Raw genomic sequence first — 20,966 nt, forward strand, 5'->3', positions numbered from 1 at the left:
CACCCGGGGCGCGGCACGGGCGTCTCCGATCCGAAGGAACGACGATGGCGAGCATCGACGAGGTCGCCCGGCTCGCCGGCGTCTCCACCGCGACCGTCTCCCGCGCGCTGAGCGGCCGCGGGCACGTGTCGGAGTCCGCGCGCGAGCGCGTGCAGGCCGCCGCTGCCTCGCTCGGATACGTGGTCTCCTCCCGCGCCTCGAGCCTCGCGTCGGGGCGCACCCGCAACATCGGAGTCGTGGTGCCGTTCCTCGACCGCTGGTTCTTCAGCACCGTGCTGTCCGGGGTCTCCGCGGCCCTGATGCGGGCCGGCTACGACATCACGCTCTACAACATCACCGCCGACAAGGACGTGCGCCGCCACGTGTTCGACACGTTCCTGCGCCGCCAGCGGGTCGACGCCGTGATCGCCGTGTCCATCGAGCTGGACGAGGACGAGACCCAGCAGCTCCTCGACCTCGGCCTGCCCGTCATCGCGATCGGCGGCCCCAATCCGAAGCTCGACACGCTCACGGTCGACGACGTCGCCGTGGCGCAGCTCGCGACGGAGCACCTGCTCGGCCTCGGCCATACCGAGATCGCCCACATCGGCGCGAACCCCGAGTTCGACATCGACTTCCACATCCCCACGAACCGACGACTCGGGTTCGAGCGGGCACTGGCCACGGCCGGCATCCCCCTGAACCCCGCGTTCCTGGAGCCCGCGGACTTCACGGTGGAGGGTGGCTACCGCGCCGCGAAGCAGCTCCTCGGGCGTCCGGGTCCGCGTCCCACCGCGGTGTTCGCCGCGTCGGACGAGATGGCGATCGGTGCGCTCCTCGCCGCGCGCGACCTCGGCTTCGCGGTGCCGGGGGACCTGTCCATCGTGGGCATCGACGGCCATGAGCTCGGCGAGTTCTTCCGCCTCACCACGGTCGACCAGTTCCCGCTCGGACAGGGCGAACGGGCGGCCGACGCGGTCCTCGCGAAGCTCACCGACCCGGAAGCCGTGCGCCCGCCCGCCGCCCTTCCGTACGAGCTCAACGTCCGCGGCACGACCGCCCGGCTCGTCTGAGCCGGGCGGCGTTCACAACTCAGGAGTACGGCGCGCGGAGACCGCGGTTCCGGCCCTGACGGGCGCAGGTGCGCCGGTTCTCCTGAGTTGTGAACGCGTCGAGATCAGGAGCCCGCGGTCGCGTCCCGCCAGGTGCGGTAGCCGCCGTCGAGATTGCGCACCTCGCGCCCGTGCTGCCGCAGCAGCCGGGTGGCGATGTGCCCCCGGAGACCGACCTGGCAGTGCACCACGAGGGGCCCGTCCGGCAGCTCGTCGAGGCGGTCGCGCAGCTCGTCGAGCGGGATGTTCCGCGCGCCGGGGATGCCGCCGTTCGCATACTCGCCCGCGGAGCGGACGTCGATGAGGGCTGCGCCCGCCTGCACGGCGTCGTCGAGCTCGTGCCACTGGAGGGTCGGCGTGGTGCCGCTGCGGGTGTTCTCGGCGACGTAGCCGAGGATGTTCACGGCGTCCTTCGCCGAGCCGAACTGCGGGGCATACGCGAGCTCGAGGTGCGCGAGACCGGCGGCCGTGACGCCTGCCTGCAGAGCCGTGGCGATGACGTCGATCCGCTTGTCCACGCCGTCACGACCCACGATCTGCGCCCCGAGGATGCGGTCGGTGGCGGGGTCGGCAAGGAGCTTCATCGAGAGGGTCTCCGCGCCAGGGTAGTAGCCGGCGTGCGACGCCGGATGCACGTGCACGGCGTAGAAGTCGCGGCCCGCGGCACGGAGCTGCTTCTCGCTCCATCCGGTCTTCGCGGCGGCGAGGCCGAACACCTGCACGATGCCGGTGCCGAGCGCGGGGCGCGCTGACTCCTCCCGCCCCGCGATGACGTCGGCGACCATCCGGCCGTGGCGGTTGGCGAGACCGGCCATGGTCACGAGTGCCGCACCACCGCCGATGAGGTCGGCCTTCTCGACGCCGTCGCCGACCGCGAAGACGTCGGGCGCACTGGTGCGGCAGGCCTCGTCGACGGCGATTCCGCCGGTCTCGCCGAGACGGATCCCGGCGGTGCGGGCGAGTCCGACCTCGGGCACGACCCCGGAGGCGTCGACGAGGAACTCCGCAGGGAGGGTGGCACCGTCGCTCAGGGTCACGGAATCCGCGGCCGTGGCCACGACCTCGACGCCGAGTCGCACGTCGACCCCGCGACGCCGGACCTCGGCCGCGAGGGGGGCGGCCATCTCCGGATCCAGCGGCCCGAGCAGCTGGGCACCGCGCTGCACCAGGGTCACCGCGGCGCCCCGGGCGACGAGGTTCTCGACGGCCTCGAGTCCCGTGTATCCGCCGCCGACGACGACCACCGGCAGTCCGGGGCGGAGGGCGGCCTCGATCGCATCGGCATCCGCCACGGTCCGCAGGCTCCGCGCGGGCAGGGCTCCGGTGGGCTCGTCGCCGCGGGGCCGGGCACCGGTGGCGAGCACGAGGCGGTCGTACGGGTGGGTGCTCCGACGGCCGCTGTCGAGATCGACGACCTCGACCGTCTTTCGCTCGGTGTCGATGCCGACGACGTCGTGACGGACGCGGACGTCCAGCCGGAAGCGGCGGTGCAGCGACTCCGGGGTCTGCAGCAGGAGGGCGTCGCGTTCCTCGATCACACCGCCCACGTAGTAGGGCAGACCGCAGTTGGCGTAGGAGACCTCGGGCCCGCGCTCGAAGACGACGATGTCCGCGGACTCGTCGAGGCGTCGGAGCCGGGTCGCCGCCGACATGCCGCCGGCGACCCCGCCGACGATGACGACGCGGAGTTGCGCGCTCATCGGCCGAACAGCCGGGCCAGGAGACCGCCCTTGGCCTCGTCCTTCGGATGGCCCGTGCACCAGTCCGACGCCGGCACGGTGCGGCGGACGGCGTCGACGTGCTGACCGCACCCCGCCCAGGTGGTCTTCCCGCAGGTACGGCAACGGACTGCTCGACACATGTGTTCTCTCCTCACTCGATACCCCGGTGGGTATGGAGAGACTATACCCCCGAGGGTATAGTGGAGCGCGCAGCCGGCCTTCAGGGAGTGACTATGACCACCGTCGACATCGACACGCAGCGCAAGATCGCCAACCGCCTCAAGCGCGCACAGGGACAGCTCGGCGCCGTGATCGCCGCGGTCGAGAGCGGCGGCGACTGCCGGGCCGTCGTCACGCAGCTCGCCGCCGTGACCTCCGCCCTCGACAAGGCGGGGTTCCAGATCATCGCCTCCGCCATGAAGACCTGCCTCGAGGACCCCGCGCAGGACGACGCCGTCCCGCTCCCCGACCTGGAGAAGCTCTTCCTCACCCTCGCCTGAACGCGACCCGGCCCCTTGCGGCCACCCCGGCCCGGTGCGGACGATCGCAACGGGCCGGGGCGCACGCAAGGGGCCGGGTCGGCGAAGAGGGGGTCAGCGGACGAGGAGACCCGCGGTCGCGGTGCGCGCCGTCTCGAAGCGGCGCTGCACGTCGGGCCAGTTCACGAGGTTCCAGAACGCCTTGACGTAGTCCGCCCGCACGTTGAGGTAGTCGAGGTAGTAGGCGTGCTCCCACACGTCGAGCTGCAGCAGCGGGATGACGCCGAGCGGCGCGTTGCCCTGCTGGTCGAACAGCTGGAAGATCACCGGACGGGCCCCCACCGAGTCCCAGGCGAGCACGGCCCACCCGGAGCCCTGCACGCCGAGGGCCGTCGCGGTGAAGTGCGCGCGGAAGCCGTCGATCGACCCGAAGGAGTCCGCCAGGGCCGCCGAGAGCTCGCCCTCCGGGGCCCCGCCGCCCTCCGGCGAGAGGTTCTGCCAGAACACGGAGTGGTTGATGTGGCCGCCGAGGTTGAACGCGAGGTCCTTCTCGAGCTTGTTCACCGCTCCGAGGTCGCCGCTGTCGCGGGCCGCCGCGAGCTGCTCCAGCGCCGTGTTCGCGCCGGTCACGTAGGCCTGGTGGTGCTTGGAGTGGTGCAGCTCCATGATCTTGCCGGAGATGTGCGGCTCCAGCGCGGAGTAGTCGTAGGGCAGCTCGGGGAGCGTGTACGGAGTGGACATGGTTGTTCCTTTCGTGACGGGGTCAGAGGGCGGTGTCGTGGGACAGGGCGTGGAATCGGCGGTCGATGTAGACGAGCGGGCGGGCGGGGCGGCCCGCGAGCACCTCGAGCACCTCGGCGATCACCACGGTCGACGAGCCGACGGGCACGGTCTGGATCGTCCGGCAGCGCAGGGCGACACGGGCCTCCGCCAGGTGCGGCTCGCCGGTCGGCAGCGTCGTCCAGCCCTGCTCGGGCGTGAAGCGCTCGGAACCGCTCACCGCGAAGCTCTGGGCGAGCGCGGAGTGCTCGTCGTCGATGAGGTGCACGACGAAGGTCTCGGCGCCGAGGATGGCCCCGGCGCTGCCGGTCGCCCTGGTCACCGAGAACACGATCGCCGCCGGGTCGACCGCGACCGACGACACGCTCGACGCCGTGAGGCCGACGGGGCCGTCCGGACCCTGCGCCGTGATGATGGCGACACCGGCGGGGTGGGTGCGGAACGCCGCCTTGAGCCCCTCCCCGACCGGCGTGGGCACCGGAGCGGCGGGGTGCGGGGTGGTGTGCGGGTCGGGGGTCATCGGGTGCTCTCCTCGAGAGGGATGGGGGTGGGGGTCGCGTGGGCGCGCATGGCCGCGCGGTCGACGAGCTTCGTGCGCTCCCGGCCGCGGACGGCTCCGGCGCGGCGCTCGGCCTCGTCGATGCGCAACCAACCCTCCCAGTCCACCACGCCGGGGAGGTCCAGGGGCGGGTCCGGGTCGATACGGGCGGACGGCGTCGCGGCGAGGTCCTCCACGAGATGCTGCACGGTCTGCGCGGCGTCGGACTTGGTCGAGCCGATGAGGCCGATCGGTCCGCGCTTGATCCAGCCGGTCGCGTAGAGGCCGGCGACGGGCGTGCCGTCGGCATCGAGCACCCGCCCCTCCGCGTTCGGAACGATGCCCCGTGCCGCGTCGAACGGCACACCGGGCACGGGCGAGGAGAGGTAGCCGATCGCCCGGTAGACGGCGCCGACCTCGTACCGGACGAGCTCGCCGGTGCCGACCATGCGGCCGAGCGGATCGGAGGCCGTGCGCTCGAACTCGATGCCCTCCACGCGGTCCGCGCCCAGGACGCGGACGGGTCGATGCCGGAAGTGCAGGTGGATGCGCCGGGAGGCCCCAGTGGACGGACGCTGCGCCCATTCCGTGAGAGTCCGCACGATGATGCGGCGCTGGGAGAACTGCTCCAGCATGCGGGCGGCGTGGTCGTCGAGCTCGAGGTCGGCGGGATCGACGATCACCTCCACGTCGTGCTGCTCGCCCAGCTCGCGCAGCTCCAGGGCCGAGAAGCGCACATCGGCCGGACCGCGGCGGGCGAAGAGGTGCACGTCGCGGATCCGACTCGCGGCGAGCGCGTCGAGGATGTGGTCGGGGGTGTCGGTCGACTCCAGCGCCGCGGCGTGCTTCGCGAGGATGCGCGTGACGTCGAGCGCGACGTTGCCTGCGCCGAGCACGGCCACGGACTCCGCCTCCAGACCCCAGCCCTGGGCGACGTCGGGGTGCGCGTCGTACCAGGCCACGAACTCCGCGGCGCCGTACGATCCGGGAAGGTCGGCTCCCGGCACGTCGAACGTCACGTCACGGTCGGCTCCGGTCGCGATGACGACGCCGTCGTACGCCCGGCGGAGCTCGTCGACCGTCACATCGACGCCGACCTCGACGTTGCCGCGCAGCCGGATGCCGGGCTGGAGGAGTACGTCGTGCAGCGCGTCGATGATCTTGCGGATGCGCGGATGGTCGGGGGCGACGCCGTAGCGGACGAGCCCGTACGGGGCGGGAAGCTTCTCGTACAGGTCGATGGCCGCCTCCGGCACCTGCGCCCGGAGGAGGTCGGCGGCGTAGATGCCCGCGGGGCCCGCGCCGACGATGGCGATGCGCGGGGTCACTCGTGCACCTCCTGCGGCGGGAGCGCGGCGACGAGGGGGTGGTCGTGCCGGATGAGTCCGGTGCGGGCGGCGCCGCCGGGCGAGCCGATCTCGTCGAAGAACTCGACGTTGGCCTTGTAGTAGTCCTGCCACTCGTCGGGGAGGTCGTCCTCGTAGTAGATCGCCTCGACGGGGCACACCGGCTCGCACGCCCCGCAGTCCACGCACTCATCCGGGTGGATGTAGAGCGACCGTTCGCCCTCGTAGATGCAGTCGACGGGGCACTCGTCGATGCAGGCCTTGTCCTTGAGGTCGACGCACGGCAGCGCGATCACATACGTCATCGCGACTTCTTCTCTGTCCCACTCACGCCCTCCACCGTAAAACCTCAAGCGCACTTGAGGTCAAATCGAGGCGCCGAGACCCCGGCCTCGCGCCGAGACCCCGCCTCCGCCGCGCGGACACGACGGGGTCTCGGCGGGGAAGCGGGGTCTCGGGGAATCAGGACGGGGAGATCTCGAAGGGGGCGGGGAGGAGGTGCTCCTCGCGGGAGCTGGGGCCGACGAGGAGCGTGAAGGCACCGGGCTCCACGGTGCGGACACCGGCGGCGGTCACGATCGTGCAGTCCGCGACGGGGACCTCGATCCGCACGCGGGCGCTCTCCCCCGGCGCGAGCTCGACCTGCCGGAAGGACTTCAGTTCACGGTCGGTCCAGCTCACGCTCGTCACCTCGTCCCGCACGTAGGCCTGCACGGTCTCGCGGACGGGCCGGTCCCCCGTGTTCGTCACGGTCACGTGCCCCACCACGGTGCCGCCGAGGCGCAGCTCCGTCTGCTCCAGCTCCAGGTCCGCGTACGCCACGGTCGTGTACGACCGGCCCTCGCCGAAGGCCCACGCGGGCGCCTGGGTGAGGTCGGCGTAGCGGTCGCCGTGCTGGCCGCGGATCTGGTTGTAGTAGGTCGGCTGCTGTCCGACGTGCCGCGCGAACGAGATCGGCAGCCGGCCCGAGGGCTCCACGGCACCCGTGACGATGTCGGCGAACGCCCGTCCGCCCTGCATGCCCGGGTTGGCCGCCCACACGACGGCCGCCGCGCGCTGCACCGAAGGCGGGAGCACGAGAGGCTTGGATGCCAGCAGCACCACGACGACGGGCGTCCCGGTCTCGATGAGCGCATCGAGCAGGGCGTTCTGACCGCCGATGAGCTCCAGCGTGGCCGTGGACCGCCCCTCGCCCACGAGCTCGATGCGATCGCCGACCACCGCGACCACGACGTCGGCGGCCTCGGCGGCGGCCACCGCCTCCGCGATCAGCGCAGGATCCGGCGGGCACGGCCGCACCACGGGAGGACGCGGCTGGTTGTCCGGGAAGTGCGTGCCGCGGGGGTCGTCGGCGAGCGTGAGGATGTCGGCGCCGCGTGCATGCGTGACCGTCCACGCGTCCACCGCACGGAGGCCGTCGAGCACGGTCGTGATCATCTCGCGGGGCTGTCCGTCGAGCCAGCCCGCCTGGCCCGAACCGCCCGCCCAGTCGCCGAGCTGCGTCTGCGCGTCGTCCGCGAGCGGCCCGGTCACCGCCACACGCAGCGGCTCCGCGGAGTCCAGCGGCAGCAGGCCGTCGTTCTCCAGGAGCACGAGCGAGCGGCGCGCGATCTCGAGGTTGAGCTCCGCATGCGCGGCGCTGCCGACCACGGCGGACACGTCGTCGCGGGGCAGCCGGGGGTCTTCGAAGAGTCCGAGCTCGAACTTCAGCGTGAGGATGCGGGAGACCGCGTCGTCGAACGCGTCCTCCGGCAGCAGCCCCCTGGCGACCGCGTCCAGCGCCCCCTCGAAGAACCCGGGCGTGGTCATGACCATGTCGTTCCCGGCGCGCACCGCGGCGGCCGCTGCATGCGTGAGGTCGGGCTGCACCCGCTGCTCCCACACCATCCGGCCCACGTTGTCCCAGTCGGTGATGAGGGTGCCGGTGTAGCCCCACTCGCCGCGGAGCACGTCGCTGAGCAGCCACTCGTTCAGCGTGATGGGCACCCCGTCCGTCGTCTGGTAGCCGAGCATGAACGTCCGGCAGCCCTCGCGGGCGACCCGCTCGAACGGCGGCAGGAACCAGGAGCGCAGCTTGCGCGGGGAGATGTCCGCCTCGCTCGCGTCGCGTCCACCCTGCGTCTCCGAGTAGCCGGCGAAGTGCTTGGCCGTGGCGAGGATCGCGGTGGGGTCGTCGAGCCCGTCACCCTGATAGCCGCGCACCATGGCCGAAGCCAGCTCCCCGATGAGGAACGGGTCCTCCCCGAAGGTCTCCCCCACCCGCCCCCAGCGCAGGTCGCGGGCGATGCACAGCACCGGCGAGAACGTCCAGTGGATGCCGGTCACGGCGACCTCCTCGGCCGTCGCCCGCGCCACGCGCTCGACGAGCGCCGGGTCCCAGGACGCCGCCATGCCGAGCTGCGTGGGGTAGATCGTGCCTCCGGGCCAGAACGAGTGGCCGTGGATGCAGTCCTCGCCCACGAGCAGCGGGATGCCGAGTCGGGTCTGCGCGACCAGGACGGCAGCCCGCCGCAGACGCTCGTCCGAGGCGTGCAGGATCGAACCCGCGTGCCGCCGGAGCACGTGGTCGTCGATGTCGTCGCGAGCGTCGAGCTGGAGCATCTGCCCGACCTTCTCCTCGAGCGTCATGCGGCTGAGGAGGTCGGCCACGCGCTCGGGGATCGAGAGAGCGGGGTCCTGGTACGGGAGCTGCGTGGTCAGAGTCTGAGAGGTCATCACTTCGTGTTCTGGTTCGTGTGCGGTGTCGCGGTGTTCGAGGAGTCGGTGGTGCCGGAAGCGCCCGGCGAAGTCGCCGACGATACGGGATCGGGGCTCTTCTCCGGCAGGGGCACGCTGCGGACGGCCGTGACGGCGTCGTTCACGTTGAGCCCCTTCTTCTTCATCGCCCTGGCCCGCTCTCCCGCCGAGCGCAGGCGCGGGTTGACGTACTCGTCGATGCCGAAGTTGATGAGCGAGAGCGCGACGCCGATGATCGCGATGCAGAGCCCGGCCGGCACATACCACCACCACAGCCGCGGGAACGCGCCGTTCTGCTGCGCCCAGAACAGGATCGTGCCCCAGTTCAGGTTGCTGACCGGGATCACCCCGATGAAGGCCAGAGTGGTGAGGCCGAGGATGGCCGCGGTCACGGTGCCGACGAAGCTCGAGGCGATGAGCGCCATAAGGTTCGGGAGCATCTCGACCGTGATGATGCGGCGCAGCGGCTCGCCGTTCGCGCGGGCGGCCTGGATGAAGTCGCGGTTGCGCAGCGACATGGTCTGCGCGCGCAGCACGCGGGCGCCCCACGCCCAGCCGGTCAGCCCGAGCACGGCGGCGATCACGATCAGCGGCGGGTTCTCGAACTGGGAGGCGATGATGATGATGAGCGGGATGCCGGGGATGACGAGGAACACGTTCGTCAGCGCCGACAGCGACTCGCTCCGCCACCCGCGCACGTAGCCCGCGATGACGCCGATGGTGATCGCGAGCGCCGTGGCGATGAAGGCGGCGAGGAAGCCGACGACGATGACCCCGCGCGTGCCGTAGATGATCTGGCTCAGGACGTCCTCGCCCATGTGCGTGGTGCCGAACCAGTGCTCCCAGGACGGCGGCTGCCGGAGCGCGGAGCGGTCCTTCTGCGTCGGGCCGTACGGGGCGATCCACGGGGCGAAGACGGCGATGAGCACGAACGCCCCGAGGATGATCAGCCCCGCGATGGACTTGGGGTTGCGGAACATCGCGAACGCCTGCGCGAGCTGCGACCAGAACGTCTTGCGCGGCGGCGCTCCCGTCGGCGGGGTGCGCAGCGTGGCGGTCTCGGGCATGCCGGAGACGACGGTCGATCCGTCCGGCGCCGTGTTCGCTGCGGTGGTGGGAACGGTCATGTCAGGACTCCATCTGGCGCGTGCGCGGGTCGAGGTAGGCGTAGACGACATCGGCGAGGATGTTGGCCACGAGCACGGAGAGGGTGATGACGAGGAACACGCCCTGCATGAGCGCGAAGTCCTTCGCGTTGGTCGCGTCGAGCAGCAGCTTGCCGACGCCGGGGTAGCTGAAGACCATCTCCATGACGATCGTGCCGCCGACGATGAAGCCGATCGACAGCGCGAAGCTCTGGATCTGCGGGAGCACGGCGTTGCGGGCCGCGTACGCCCAGAGCACGCGTCGGTTGGGCATGCCCTTGGCCTGGGCGACGGTGATGTAGTCGTCGTCGAGCACGGTCAGCATCATGTTGCGCATCCCCAGCACCCAACCGCCGAGCGAGGCGACCACGATCGTCAGCGCCGGGAGGGTGCCGTGCGCGATCACCTGCCCGATGAAGTCGAGACTCCATTCCGGCGACTGCCCCTTGTCGTAGGCATGCGAGGAGGGGAACCACTTCAGCGTCGAGGAGAAGATGGCGATCGCGATGAGGCCGAGCCAGAAGTAGGGGATCGTGTTGAAGAACGTCGTCACCGGGATGATGGCGTCGAGCTTGCTGCCGCGCTTCCAGCCGACGATGGCGCCGGCGACGGTGCCGAGCGCGAACGAGATGATCGTCGCGATGCCCACCAGCCCCAGTGTCCAGGGCAACGCCGCCCCCAGCACCTCGGCCACCGGTCGCAGCCCGTGCAGGGTCGAGATGCCGAGGTCGCCGCGGAGCAGCATGCCCCAGTACTCGAGGTACTGCTGCCAGAGGCTCTTGTCGGTGTCGATCCCCAGCAGGATGCGCAGGGCGTCGGCGGCCTCCGGGCTCACCGTGCGGTTTCGGGCGAGGTAGGAGGTCACCGCGTCGCCCTTCATCAGCCGCGGCAGGAAGAAGTTGATGGTGATCGCGGCCCAGAGCGTGAAGAGGTAGAACGCGGCGCGTCCGGCGAAGAAGCGCCAGGGCACGCGCCGGGTTCCGCGGTCCACCGTCGTCGCGGTCGTCCCCGCCTCCCGTGCGCCCTGCGCGATGAGGTCGTTGTCGTCGAGCTGCGGAAAAGCCGTGCTCACCGCGCACCTCCGTTCGATGCCGCCGACGCAAAGTACTTCTCCGGGTCGGGCGATGCGGCGCGCAGAGCGCGGGTGTAGGGGTCCTGCGGATCGAGGATCACGTCGTCCGCCGTGCCGTACTCGACGACCCGGCCCTGGTTGAGGACCATGATCTCGTCGCTGAAGTGGCGTGCGGTGGCGAGGTCGTGGGTGATGTAGAGCACGCCGAGCCCTTCCTCACGCTGCAGATCGGCGAGGAGGGTGAGCACCCCGAGCCGGATGGAGACGTCCAGCATGGAGACGGGCTCGTCGGCGACGAGGAGCGACGGCCGGGAGGCGAGCGCCCGCGCGATGGCGACGCGCTGACGCTGCCCGCCGGAGAGCTCGTGCGGTCGGCGGTCGATCACCGCATCCGGGTCGAGGCGCACGCGCTCCAGGAGCCGGCGCACCTCGGCCTCCGTCTCCGCTCTGGGCACGACGTCGTCGAGACGGAGGGGCCGCTCCAGGTGGTACCGGATGGAGTGCGAGGGGTTGAGGGAGGCGAACGGGTCCTGGAAGACCATCCGCAGCTGCTGCCGATATCTCCGCAGTCCGCGGCCGCGGCGCGGGACCGGCGCGCCGTCCAGCAGCACGTCGCCGGCGGTCGGGGTCTCCAGCTGGGTGAGGATCTTCGCGATCGTCGACTTGCCGCTGCCGGACTGGCCGACCAGGCCGATCGTCCGGCCGGAGGCGAGCGTGAAACTCACGTCGTCGAGGGCGCGGATCTGCCCGGCGCCGCGGACGCTGTACGTCTTCGTGACGTGACGGAACTCGAGCGTGGTCATCGCACCAGCACCCCTCTCTCCCCGGTCAGCCGGGGGAACGACGACAGCAGGGTCTTCGTGTACTCGTGCTCGGGCTGCGTCCAGATGCGCTCTGCCGTGGCGAGCTCGACGATCTCCCCCGCCCGCATGATCGTGATCCGGTCGCTGATCTCCAGCAGGAGGGGGAGGTCGTGCGTGATGAAGACGACCGAGAACCCGAACTCGTGCCGCAGCTGCGAGATCTGCGTGAGGATTTCCCGCTGCACGAGGACGTCGAGCGCCGTGGTGGGCTCGTCCATCACCATGAGCTGCGGCCGCAGCGCCAGGGCCATCGCGATCATGACGCGCTGCCGCATGCCTCCGGACAGCTCGTGCGGGAAGGAGCGAGCACGCTCACGCCCGACCTTCACGATCTCCAGCAGCTCCTCCGCCTCGGCCCGGCGTTGCTTCCGGGTCATGTCGGGTCGGTGGATCTCGAACACGTCCTCCAGCTGCGATCCGACCGTCGCCACCGGATTGAGGGCGTTCATCGCCCCCTGGAACACCATCGAGACCTTGTCCCAGCGGAACCGCTGCATCGCGTCGACGTCCAGCGCGTTGATGTCGATGTCGACACCGGTCACGTCGTGGAAGGTGACGCTGCCGCCGGTGATGACGGCCGGGGCACGCAGCAGGCGCTGCACCCCGTAGGCGAGCGTGGTCTTGCCGCAGCCGCTCTCACCGGCGAGGCCTAGGATCTCGCCGCGCTGCAGTTCGAGGGTCACGTTCTTCACCGCCTCGACGGGCGGATCGACGTCGTACACGACCGAGAAGTCGCGCACGGTGAGCAGGGGATCTGCCATGGGGGTGTCCTTCGTGGGGGCGGGCCCTTCGACAGGCTCAGGGACCCAGGTCCGGCGTTCGGGGACCGGATGGGGGCTGAGCCTGTCGAAGGCCGGTGCAGTGGGGGCTGAGCCTGTCGAAGCCCTAGTCGGCGGGCTTCAGCTTCGTGAGGATCTGCACGATGTTCTGCTGGGTCGGATCGGCCGAGGCGTACGGGTCCTCCTCGGAGGGCCAGCCCACGTAGTTCCGGGTGTTGAACTCCCCCAGCAGCGGGTGCGCGCCGAGCGGGATGGCGGGCACCTGCTCGACGAAGATCTCCTGCAGCGTGGTGAGGGCGGTGGTGCGCTCCTCGTCCGACGACGCGTTGGCGTAGCTGTTCAGCGCCGCCGTGGCCTCCGGGTCCTCGAAGCGGCCGAAGTTGAACCCGGCGATGCCCTCCGGGGAGATCCAGCGGGGGTCCATGGTCGAGGTGTAGAGGCCGTAAGCGGTGCCGCTGTCCTCCAGCCAGTGGATGATCGCGGAGAACGTGCCCTCGTCACGCGGGACCTGCCAGCCGCCCCAGTCGGGCATGTCGATCTTCACCTCGGCACCGATGGCCTCGGTCACATCCTCCGCGATGAGCTCCTGTGCCGTGTTCCAGTCGCTCCAGCCCGAGGGCACCGACAGCGTGAACGAGACGGGGGTGCCGTCCGGATCGATCAGCGCGTCGTCCTTCCAGGTGTATCCGGCTGACTCCAGCAGATCCCGCGCCTTCTCGGCGTCGACGGCGTACTCCTGGCCCTCGAACTCGGGCTGGATCTCGTCGTCCAGGATCGACGACAGTCCGGTCACCGACCAGACCGGCTCGCTGGCGCCCTCCCGGGCGATGTCCACGTAGGCGTCGCGATCGATGACCCAGGCGAGGGCCTGGCGGAACGTCGGGTCGTCGAACGGCTTCTGCTGCAGGTTCATGAAGAGCGTCGCCGAGCCGGTGGTCGGGGCGGCCCAGAACTTGTTGTGCTCGGGGTCAGCGTCGAGGAACTGCTCCTGGATCTGCGGGATGAACGCCTGTGCCCAGTCCGCCTCGCCCTGGGCGAGGGCCGTGGTCAGCGCGGTGTTGTCGCCGTAGGAGACGTAGTGCAGCTCGGGCACGGCGAGGTCACCGCCCCAGTAGTCGTCGCGCGCGGTGAGCGTGACCGACTCGGTGGACCAGTTGGAGAGGGCGTAGGGGCCGGTGCCGACGAGGTCGTCGCCCTTGACGGGATCGGTGGCGGGGTCGTCGAGGTTCTCCCAGATGTGCTTCGGAACGATCGGCACGTGCAGGACGCGCGCCTGGTTGACGTACTTCGACTCGCCGAACGTCAGGGTGACCGCGTCGCCGTCGACGGTGGCGCCCTCGAACTTCAGACCGGCCGTGTCCAGCGCGGGCGTGGAGACGAGCTCGTACGAGTAGACGATGTCGTCGGCGGTGAACGGCTCCCCGTCGCTCCAGGTGACGTCGGGGCGGGGCACGACGGTCACGGCGGTGTAGTCGTCATTCCACTCGATGCTCTCCGCGAGCCAGGGGGTGACCCCGCGGTCTCCGGTCTGGTTGACGAGGCCGAGGGTCTCGAAGATGACCTTTCCGTAGCCGTACTTCGAGGCGGACGAGTCTCCGACGTACGGGTTGTTCGACTCGGTGGTGATGGCGCCGTCCGGCTTGGCGATGGTGAGGGCGACGGCCTCGCCCGTGGCGGCGTCGTCGCCCCCTCCGGACGAGCATCCGGCGAGCGCGGAGACGCCGAGGACGGCGACCGCGCTGGCGGCGATCAGGGTTTTCGTGAGCTTCATTGCTTCTCCTTGGGCACGGGTCCTTGTGCGGCGACGCGGCGACGGATCGCCTCCGACCGCGATTTTGCTTACTGTCGAGAAAGTAAGCTGTGGAGAGGTTACCGAGGAGTAAGTTGGTTGGCAAGCAGAGTGCGACGAGGGGAGGTGGGCTCATGACGGACGATGTGCACACGGTCCGGGTGCGCCCGGCCACGCGGGAGAAGCGCGAGCAGATCCTCAAGGCGGCGGTGGAGATCTTCGGCAACAAGGGCTCCACGAACGGCACCCTCGCCGATGTCGCCGAACAGGTCGGCATCACCCACGCGGGCGTCCTGCACCACTTCGGCTCGAAGCAGAAGCTCCTCCTCGAAGTGCTCGCCTACCGGGATCAGGCCGACGTGGCCGACCTCGCCGAGAAGCACATCCCCGACGGGCCGGAGCTCTTCCTCCACCTCGTCCGCACGGCGTTCGCCAACGAGAAGCGGCCGGGCATCGTGCAGGCCTACACGGTCCTGTCCTCCGAGTCGGTGACCGACGACCACCCCGGCCGCGAGTACTTCGAGGACCGCTACACGACCCTGCGCCGGGAGGTGACGGCGGCGTTCGGCGAGCTCTGCGCCCAGGAGGGCGTGACCGAACCCGCGACCATCGCCGCCGCCTCGGCCGCCATCCTCGCCGTGATGGACGGGCTGCAGCTCCAGTGGCTCCTGCACCCCGGGGTGGTCCCCCTCGGCGCCGCGAGCGAGTTCGCGATCCGCGCTATCGTGAACGGCGTGCTGCATCCGGGACCGGCCCTGGAGTCCTACGCGCGGCCCTGACCTCCCGGCTAGGCTCGGGCGCATGGCCATCGACCTCGAAGCGCTCTACATCGATCTGCACCAGCACCCGGAGCTGTCGTTCCAGGAGACCAGGACCGCGGGCATCGCCGCCCAGCACCTGCGCGACCTGGGGCTCGAGGTCGAGGAGGGGGTCGGCGTGACCGGCGTGGTCGGCGTGCTGCGCAACCCTTCGACAGGCCCTTCGACGAGCTCAGGGACCCAGGTCGAGGACTTCCTGCAGCCGGTCGTGTGGGTGCGCGCCGACATGGACGCGCTGCCGGTCGAGGAGCAGACGGGTCTGGCGTACGCGAGCACCGCGAAAGGCGTCGATCCGGCCGGCACGACCGTGCCCGTGATGCACGCCTGCGGCCACGACATGCACGTCACCGCGATGATCGGGGCCGTGGAGAAGCTGGTCGCCGAGCGCGGGGAGTGGTCGGGCACCCTCGTCGTGCTCATCCAGCCCGCGGAGGAGTACGGCGCCGGCGCCAGGGCCATGCTCGACGACGGCCTGCTCGCCCGCTACCCGAAGCCCGACGTGGTGCTCGGTCAGCACGTCACCCCGCTCCCGGCGGGCATCATCGGCGTGCGCAGCGGCACCCAGATGGCCGCCTCCGACGGCCTCACCGTCACCCTGCACGGCCGCGGCGGCCACGGCTCCCGCCCGCACGCCACGATCGACCCGGTCGTGATGGCGGCCGCGACCGTGATGCGCCTGCAGACGATCGCCTCACGCGAGATCGACCCGCAGGGCGTGGCCGTGGTGACCGTCGGATCGATTCACGCCGGACTCAAGAACAACATCATCCCAGCCGAGGCGAAGCTGGAGCTCAGCCTCCGCTATCCGAACGAGGACGCGCGCGAGAAGGTGCTGAAGAGCGTCGAACGGATCGTGCGCGCCGAGGCCATGGCGTCCGGTGCCGAGCGCGAGCCCGAGATCCACACGCAGCACACGCTGCCCGCCACGATCAACGACGAGGAGGCGACGGCGCGGGTCTCCTCGGCGCTGCGTCGCGCGCTCGGGGACTCGGCCGTCGTCGACCCCGGCATGTTCACCGGCAGCGAGGACGTCTCCTGGTTCGCGCGCGACGCCGAGGTCCCGCTCGTGTTCTGGTTCTGGGGCGGCGTCGACCCCGCCCGATTCGCCGAGGCTCTTGCGACGGGGACCGTGGAGAAGGACATCCCCACCAATCATTCACCCTTCTTCGCGCCGGAGATCCATCCGACGATCGAGGTGGGGGTCACCGCGATGTCCGCGGCCGCCCGCGAGTTCCTCGCCTGAGGCGGGGCGCTCAGACCTCGACGACGCGCGGCGCAGGCGGAGGAGGCGGGGCGAGCTGCCGCTGCGGCACGCCGTGCGCCTCGCGGTGCAGCCGCTCCATGCGGGTGTCGAGCTCGGCGGCGGCATCGGCGGCATCGCTGAGGCTGTCGACGAGGTGCGCGGGCACCTGGTTGGAGAACTTGTAGTAGATCTTGTGCTCCAGGCTCGCCCAGAAGTCCATCGCGATGGTGCGGAACTGCACCTCGACCGGTACGGCCAGCGCCCCGGTCGAGAGGAAGACGGGGACCTCGATGATGGCGTGCAGGCTCTTGTACCCGTTCGGCTTCGGATTCGCGATGTAGTCCTTGACCGTGCGGACGGTCACGTCGTCCTGCGCGGTCAGCAGATCGAACAGGCGGTAGACGTCGGCGACGAAGCTGCACGTCACCCGCACGCCGGCGATGTCGGTGATCTCCGTGCGGATGCGATCGAAGTCCGGGTCGTCGATGCCCTTCCTGGCGATCTTCTCGACGATGCTGTCCGGCGACTTGAGCCGGCTCTTGACGTGCTCGATGGGGTTGTACGCGTGGTCGTGGGTGAACTCGTCGCGGAGGATCGAGATCTTCGTCTCCACCTCGCGCATCCCGAACTCGTACTCGCGGAGGAAGCGCTGCAGCTGGTCGCGGAGCTCCTTCGCCTCGGAGATCAGGTGCTCGTCGACCGGGATCACGCTCATGAGGACGACGTTATCGATCCGTGATCGGAAACCCCTGTGGATTTCGAGATGCCGTCAGAGGTCGTAGACGTCCCGCCGGTGGGCGACGCGGACCACGGTGACGAGCACCAGCTCGTCCACGACCTCATAGAGCACACGGTAGTCGCCGATCCGCACGCGCCAGGCGTTGTCGAACCCGGCGAGCTTGCGGACGCCGTGCGGACGAGGCTCCCGTTCGAGGTCGGAGATCCCGGCGAGGATGCGCCGACGGAGCGGAGGATCCAGCTTGCGGACCTCCTTCGCCGCTGCGGTGGTGAACTCGACGCGGTACCGCGTCACGGGAGTTCCGCACGGAGGTCATCGAGCGAGACTCGACCCCCGTCGTCCGCCGCCTTCGCCGCTCCGAACTCCGCCGCATCTCGCGCAGCCTCGAGCTCTTCCAGGAGCTCGAGGTCGTCGACGCCGATCACGACCGCGGTGAGCTTGCCGTGACGCGTCACCCCCACCCGCTCCGCCCCGTACGCGACACCGCCGAGAACGTCGGCGAGCTGATCGCGCAGGTCCTTCGACGGCACGCTGCGGCTGAGAGTGTTCATGCGTACAGAATACCTCTTATGTACATAATGGGCTCAACTCTTCGCGGTGACGCGGGCGTCCTCGAGGTGCTGGCCGGAGAGGAGGCCGGGAAGCCCACGACCCTGGCGGGTGGTGAACAGCAGCACGATCGCGACGAGGATCAGCAGCGAGGACAGCGCGTCGAACACCCCGCCGAGCAGCCCCAGCGCCGTGAGTCCTCCGATGCCGCCCGCCCAGCGCAGCAGCCGGGCGAGCGCGGCCGGCAGTGGCGACCCGGTGTAGCGCAGCTGCACGGCGAGGTCTCCCACCGAGCGGCCGGTGACGAGGATGACCACGAGCCACAGCGCACAGGCGGCCGCCGTGCTCACCGTGCCGGCGAGGGTGCCGTCGAGAACGGCCTGACGGTCCTGCACGACGTACTCGAGCCAGAGCTGCACCGCGACGCCCCCGGCGAGCACGACGAACCCGTTCGCGAGTCCGTCGCACAGCATCGCCAGCGCGCGGCGACCGCGGGTGACCGGGCGCGGCTCGTCGGCATCCGCCCGCGCCTGCAGGCCGCGCAGCGACCGGGGCACCACGAGAGCGAGCACCGAGCCGAGCACGGCTCCGGTCGTGTTCGTCATCAGGTCGCCGACGTCGAAGAAGCGGTAGGCGCACGGGTACAGACCCCAGACGCCGGTGAGCTGCGTGGTCTCCACGAGCAGCGAGAGCCCGAAGCCGGCGAGGAGCGCGGTCGGGAGGCCGCGGCCGCCCAGCACGCGGAGGAACGCCCCGAGCGGGACGAACAGCAGCACGTTGAACACGAGCTGGAGCAGGGCGGGCTGGCGCAGCGGGTTGCCCGGCGCCGCGAACGCCTTCTGCACGTCGCGCACGACGGACATCGGGTCGGTGATCGCCCCCACGCAGCGGATGGCGTCCGGATCGGGCAGCGGCAGCAGCGTGTACGTCCAGATGGCCCAGAAGTAGACGAGCGCCGCGAGCCAGAGCAGCGTGCGGCCGAGCGAGAGGCGTCCGCGGCGGCGGTAGCTGATCGCGACGAAGGGCACGAAGAGGACGACGCCCGCGGCCAGGCCGATCGCCACGGCGATGACCCCCAGAACGACCTGATCCCCCACTGACGCAAGGATACCGGGAGGCCGTGAGGATTCCGTGAGGGAGCGGCACCGCGCCGTAGGGATTCCGTGAGGATCGCGTGAGGGCGGCTGCGGTCGGCGTAGTGTCGCCGGACGTGTCAGAACAAACGAGGCCGACCCCGGACGCGCCGCCGCGCGCCAAGCGGATCCTGCTCGGCGACCCGCTCACGAGCGCCCAGGTCGACGAGCAGCTCCTCCCCAAGCGCATGGCGCTGCCGATCTTCGCCTCGGACGCGCTGAGCTCGGTGGCCTACGCCCCGCAGGAGCTCGTGATGATCCTGCTCATCGGCGGTCTCACGTTCCTGTCGTTCACCCCGCTCGTCGCGGCGGCGGTCGTCGTGCTGCTGCTCGTGGTGGTACTGAGCTACCGGCAGCTCATCAAGGCGTACCCCTCCGGCGGCGGCGACTACGAGGTCGCGTCGAAGAACCTCGGCGAGGTCCCCGGGGTGATCGTGGCCGCAGCGCTCCTCGTCGACTACGTGCTGACGGTGGCGGTGTCGGTCGCCTCCGGGGTGGACAACATCATCTCGGCGGTGCCGGGTCTCGATCCTCTTCGCGTGGAGCTCGCCGTCGGCTTCGTCGTGCTCATCATCATCGTGAACCTCCGCGGGGTGCGCGAGGCCTCGCTCGTGTTCGCCATCCCCACGTATGTGTTCATCGGCTCGGTCGGCGTCATGATCGTCACCGGGCTCGTCCGGACGGCCCTCGGCGACGCCCCGGTCGCCTCCAGCGCGGAGTTCGCCGTCCAGGCCGAGAGCCTCAGCCAGGCGGCCGTACTGCTGCTCATCCTCCGCGCGTTCTCCAGCGGCTGCTCCGCGCTGACCGGGGTCGAGGCCGTGTCGAACGGCGTCCCCGCGTTCCGGGCCCCGAAGGTGCGCAACGCCCAGTCGACGCTGGTGCTCATGGGCACCATCGCGATCTGCCTGTTCTCCGGCCTCACCGCCCTCGCCCTCATCGCCGGCGTGCACTACGCCGAGAACCCCTGCGACCTCATCGGCTTCGACTGCACGACCCCGCAGCCGAGCCTGATGGCGCAGATCGCGGCGGCGACGTTCGGCGGCGGCAGCATCCCGTTCTTCATCGTGCAGGCGGCCACGGCCTGCGTGCTGCTCCTCGCGGCGAACACCGCCTTCAACGGCTTCCCCCTGCTCGGCGCCGTGCTCGCCCGCGACGGCTACGCCCCGAAGTCGCTGAACACCCGCGGCGACCGGCTCGTGTTCTCCAACGGCATGATCCTCCTCGGGATCGCCGCGATCGCCGTGCTCGTGGTGTTCCAGGCCCGGCTGACGACGCTGATCCAGCTGTACATCATCGGCGTCTTCGTCTCCTTCTCCCTGGGCCAGATCGGCATGGTGCGGCACTGGCGACGGCTGCTGCGCGCACCCGTCCCTCCGAACGGCGACGGTGCTGCGGACCGGCGTTCCGCGCGGGTGGGGCTGCTCATCAACTCCGCCGGGGCGACGCTGACGGTGCTCGTGCTCGTCATCGTCACGATCACGAAGTTCACGCACGGCGCCTATCTCGTGTTCTTCGCCATCCCGGTGCTGGCGTTCCTGATGATCGGCGTCAAGCGCTACTACCGGGATGTCGAGCACGAGATCGCGATCGACGACACCACCCGTTTCGGCGCCTCGGGCGACGTCGCCATCGTCCTCGTGAACCATCTGCAGAAGCCGGTCATGAAGGCGATCGACTACGCGATCGCCGCCAAGCACGACAAGACCCTCGCGGTGCACGTGGCCGTCTCCCAGGAGGACGCCGCGCGCCTGCAGCAGGAGTGGGCGGACCACCTCGTGCCGGTGCCGCTCGTGATCGTCGAGTCGCCGTACCGCTCGTTCGCACAGCCCGTGACGCAGTTCATCCGGCAGTATCGCGAGAAGCACGGCTCCTCCGTCGTCACGGTCTACCTGCCGCAGTACATCGTGGGGCACTGGTGGGAGAACTTCCTGCACAACCGGCGCGCCCGCCGCCTCGCGAACCAGCTCATGCTCGTGCACGGGGTGTCGATCACCCTGGTGCCGTGGCTGCTCGACTCGTCCGAGCTCATCTACGGCCGGCGCTCGCGTCCGCTGCCCGGGCAGGAGCGGGCGGGGCGGCCGGTCGTGGTGTCGGGGCGCCGGGCACACCGCCCCGCCGGGCCGCCGTCCGAGTCCTGACGGCGGC

21 protein-coding genes are annotated in these 20,966 nt (G+C 70.5%); 5 read left to right on the top strand and 16 right to left on the bottom strand.

Annotated features, from left to right (window positions below; genetic code table 11):
- Window positions 1–44 precede the first annotated feature (44 nt).
- A complete protein-coding gene (locus AB0P08_RS04235) occupies window positions 45–1,052 on the top strand; it encodes a LacI family DNA-binding transcriptional regulator (RefSeq protein WP_187663066.1) in 1,008 nt (335 codons plus the stop codon).
- A 104-nt stretch (window positions 1,053–1,156) separates the two neighbouring features.
- On the opposite strand, the gene AB0P08_RS04240 is transcribed toward AB0P08_RS04235, so the two are convergent.
- Window positions 1,157–2,791, bottom strand: a complete 1,635-nt coding sequence (locus AB0P08_RS04240; protein ID WP_363588251.1) for an FAD-dependent oxidoreductase — start codon at window positions 2,789–2,791, stop codon at window positions 1,157–1,159.
- Window positions 2,788–2,952, bottom strand: a complete 165-nt coding sequence (locus tag AB0P08_RS04245) for a DUF8730 family Cys-rich protein (RefSeq protein ID WP_280565228.1) — start codon at window positions 2,950–2,952, stop codon at window positions 2,788–2,790. Before AB0P08_RS04245 ends, AB0P08_RS04240 begins: the two co-directional genes overlap by 4 nt.
- Window positions 2,953–3,045: 93 nt before the next feature.
- Here AB0P08_RS04245 and AB0P08_RS04250 point away from each other — a divergent pair, with 93 nt between their 5' ends.
- Window positions 3,046–3,312: a metal-sensitive transcriptional regulator gene (locus AB0P08_RS04250; RefSeq protein WP_187663064.1), complete on the top strand. Its 267-nt coding sequence runs from the start codon at window positions 3,046–3,048 to the stop codon at window positions 3,310–3,312.
- 93 nt (window positions 3,313–3,405) lie between these two features.
- On the opposite strand, the gene AB0P08_RS04255 is transcribed toward AB0P08_RS04250, so the two are convergent.
- From AB0P08_RS04255 to AB0P08_RS04300, 10 genes are all read right to left on the bottom strand, one after another.
- A complete protein-coding gene (locus AB0P08_RS04255) occupies window positions 3,406–4,032 on the bottom strand; it encodes a superoxide dismutase (protein WP_363588253.1) in 627 nt (208 codons plus the stop codon).
- A 22-nt stretch (window positions 4,033–4,054) separates the two neighbouring features.
- Window positions 4,055–4,591, bottom strand: a complete 537-nt coding sequence (locus AB0P08_RS04260; RefSeq protein ID WP_363588255.1) for a flavin reductase family protein — start codon at window positions 4,589–4,591, stop codon at window positions 4,055–4,057.
- The gene (locus tag AB0P08_RS04265) at window positions 4,588–5,937 is read right to left on the bottom strand and encodes an FAD-dependent oxidoreductase (RefSeq protein WP_363588257.1); all 1,350 of its coding nucleotides are present in this window, start codon (window positions 5,935–5,937) and stop codon (window positions 4,588–4,590) included. Before AB0P08_RS04265 ends, AB0P08_RS04260 begins: the two co-directional genes overlap by 4 nt.
- Complete coding sequence (gene fdxA, locus AB0P08_RS04270; protein ID WP_363588259.1) at window positions 5,934–6,260, bottom strand: ferredoxin; 327 nt, start codon at window positions 6,258–6,260, stop codon at window positions 5,934–5,936. The genes AB0P08_RS04265 and fdxA overlap by 4 nt, the downstream gene beginning before the upstream one ends.
- A gap of 157 nt (window positions 6,261–6,417) precedes the next feature.
- Complete coding sequence (locus tag AB0P08_RS04275) at window positions 6,418–8,670, bottom strand: exo-beta-d-1,3/1,6-glucosidase (RefSeq protein WP_363588261.1); 2,253 nt, start codon at window positions 8,668–8,670, stop codon at window positions 6,418–6,420.
- A complete protein-coding gene (locus tag AB0P08_RS04280) occupies window positions 8,670–9,818 on the bottom strand; it encodes an ABC transporter permease (protein WP_363588263.1) in 1,149 nt (382 codons plus the stop codon). The genes AB0P08_RS04275 and AB0P08_RS04280 overlap by 1 nt, the downstream gene beginning before the upstream one ends.
- A 1-nt stretch (window position 9,819) precedes the next feature.
- Window positions 9,820–10,908: an ABC transporter permease gene (locus AB0P08_RS04285; RefSeq protein WP_280565244.1), complete on the bottom strand. Its 1,089-nt coding sequence runs from the start codon at window positions 10,906–10,908 to the stop codon at window positions 9,820–9,822.
- Entirely contained in the window at window positions 10,905–11,711 is an 807-nt protein-coding gene (locus AB0P08_RS04290; protein WP_363588265.1) for an ABC transporter ATP-binding protein, read from the bottom strand. The genes AB0P08_RS04285 and AB0P08_RS04290 overlap by 4 nt, the downstream gene beginning before the upstream one ends.
- The gene (locus AB0P08_RS04295) at window positions 11,708–12,532 is read right to left on the bottom strand and encodes an ABC transporter ATP-binding protein (protein ID WP_363588267.1); all 825 of its coding nucleotides are present in this window, start codon (window positions 12,530–12,532) and stop codon (window positions 11,708–11,710) included. The genes AB0P08_RS04290 and AB0P08_RS04295 overlap by 4 nt, the downstream gene beginning before the upstream one ends.
- Window positions 12,533–12,656: 124 nt before the next feature.
- Window positions 12,657–14,321: an ABC transporter substrate-binding protein gene (locus AB0P08_RS04300; RefSeq protein WP_363588269.1), complete on the bottom strand. Its 1,665-nt coding sequence runs from the start codon at window positions 14,319–14,321 to the stop codon at window positions 12,657–12,659.
- A 152-nt stretch (window positions 14,322–14,473) separates the two neighbouring features.
- Between AB0P08_RS04300 and AB0P08_RS04305 the strand changes: the two genes are divergently transcribed.
- Together AB0P08_RS04305 and AB0P08_RS04310 are read left to right on the top strand one after the other, a co-directional pair.
- Window positions 14,474–15,118, top strand: a complete 645-nt coding sequence (locus tag AB0P08_RS04305) for a TetR/AcrR family transcriptional regulator (RefSeq protein WP_187663056.1) — start codon at window positions 14,474–14,476, stop codon at window positions 15,116–15,118.
- A gap of 22 nt (window positions 15,119–15,140) precedes the next feature.
- Window positions 15,141–16,400, top strand: a complete 1,260-nt coding sequence (locus tag AB0P08_RS04310; RefSeq protein ID WP_363588271.1) for an amidohydrolase — start codon at window positions 15,141–15,143, stop codon at window positions 16,398–16,400.
- A gap of 10 nt (window positions 16,401–16,410) precedes the next feature.
- Here AB0P08_RS04310 and AB0P08_RS04315 read toward each other — a convergent pair whose 3' ends face one another.
- From AB0P08_RS04315 to AB0P08_RS04330, 4 genes are read right to left on the bottom strand one after another with little or no spacing between them, the layout of a single operon-like run.
- Window positions 16,411–17,115 carry a GTP pyrophosphokinase gene (locus tag AB0P08_RS04315; protein ID WP_259954947.1) on the bottom strand — a complete coding sequence of 235 codons (705 nt, stop codon included), beginning with the start codon at window positions 17,113–17,115 and terminating at the stop codon, window positions 16,411–16,413.
- Between the two features lie 54 nt (window positions 17,116–17,169).
- Window positions 17,170–17,433 carry a type II toxin-antitoxin system RelE family toxin gene (locus AB0P08_RS04320; protein ID WP_363588273.1) on the bottom strand — a complete coding sequence of 88 codons (264 nt, stop codon included), beginning with the start codon at window positions 17,431–17,433 and terminating at the stop codon, window positions 17,170–17,172.
- The gene (locus AB0P08_RS04325) at window positions 17,430–17,690 is read right to left on the bottom strand and encodes a type II toxin-antitoxin system prevent-host-death family antitoxin (RefSeq protein WP_085604709.1); all 261 of its coding nucleotides are present in this window, start codon (window positions 17,688–17,690) and stop codon (window positions 17,430–17,432) included. The genes AB0P08_RS04320 and AB0P08_RS04325 overlap by 4 nt, the downstream gene beginning before the upstream one ends.
- A 33-nt stretch (window positions 17,691–17,723) precedes the next feature.
- A complete protein-coding gene (locus AB0P08_RS04330; RefSeq protein WP_363588275.1) occupies window positions 17,724–18,785 on the bottom strand; it encodes a VanZ family protein in 1,062 nt (353 codons plus the stop codon).
- 224 nt (window positions 18,786–19,009) lie between these two features.
- On the opposite strand from AB0P08_RS04330, the gene AB0P08_RS04335 reads away from it, so the two are divergent.
- Complete coding sequence (locus tag AB0P08_RS04335) at window positions 19,010–20,959, top strand: APC family permease (protein WP_522727296.1); 1,950 nt, start codon at window positions 19,010–19,012, stop codon at window positions 20,957–20,959.
- Window positions 20,960–20,966: the final 7 nt, after the last annotated feature.

The organism is Microbacterium meiriae, from assembly GCF_040686935.1.
GTDB lineage: Bacteria > Actinomycetota > Actinomycetes > Actinomycetales > Microbacteriaceae > Microbacterium > Microbacterium meiriae.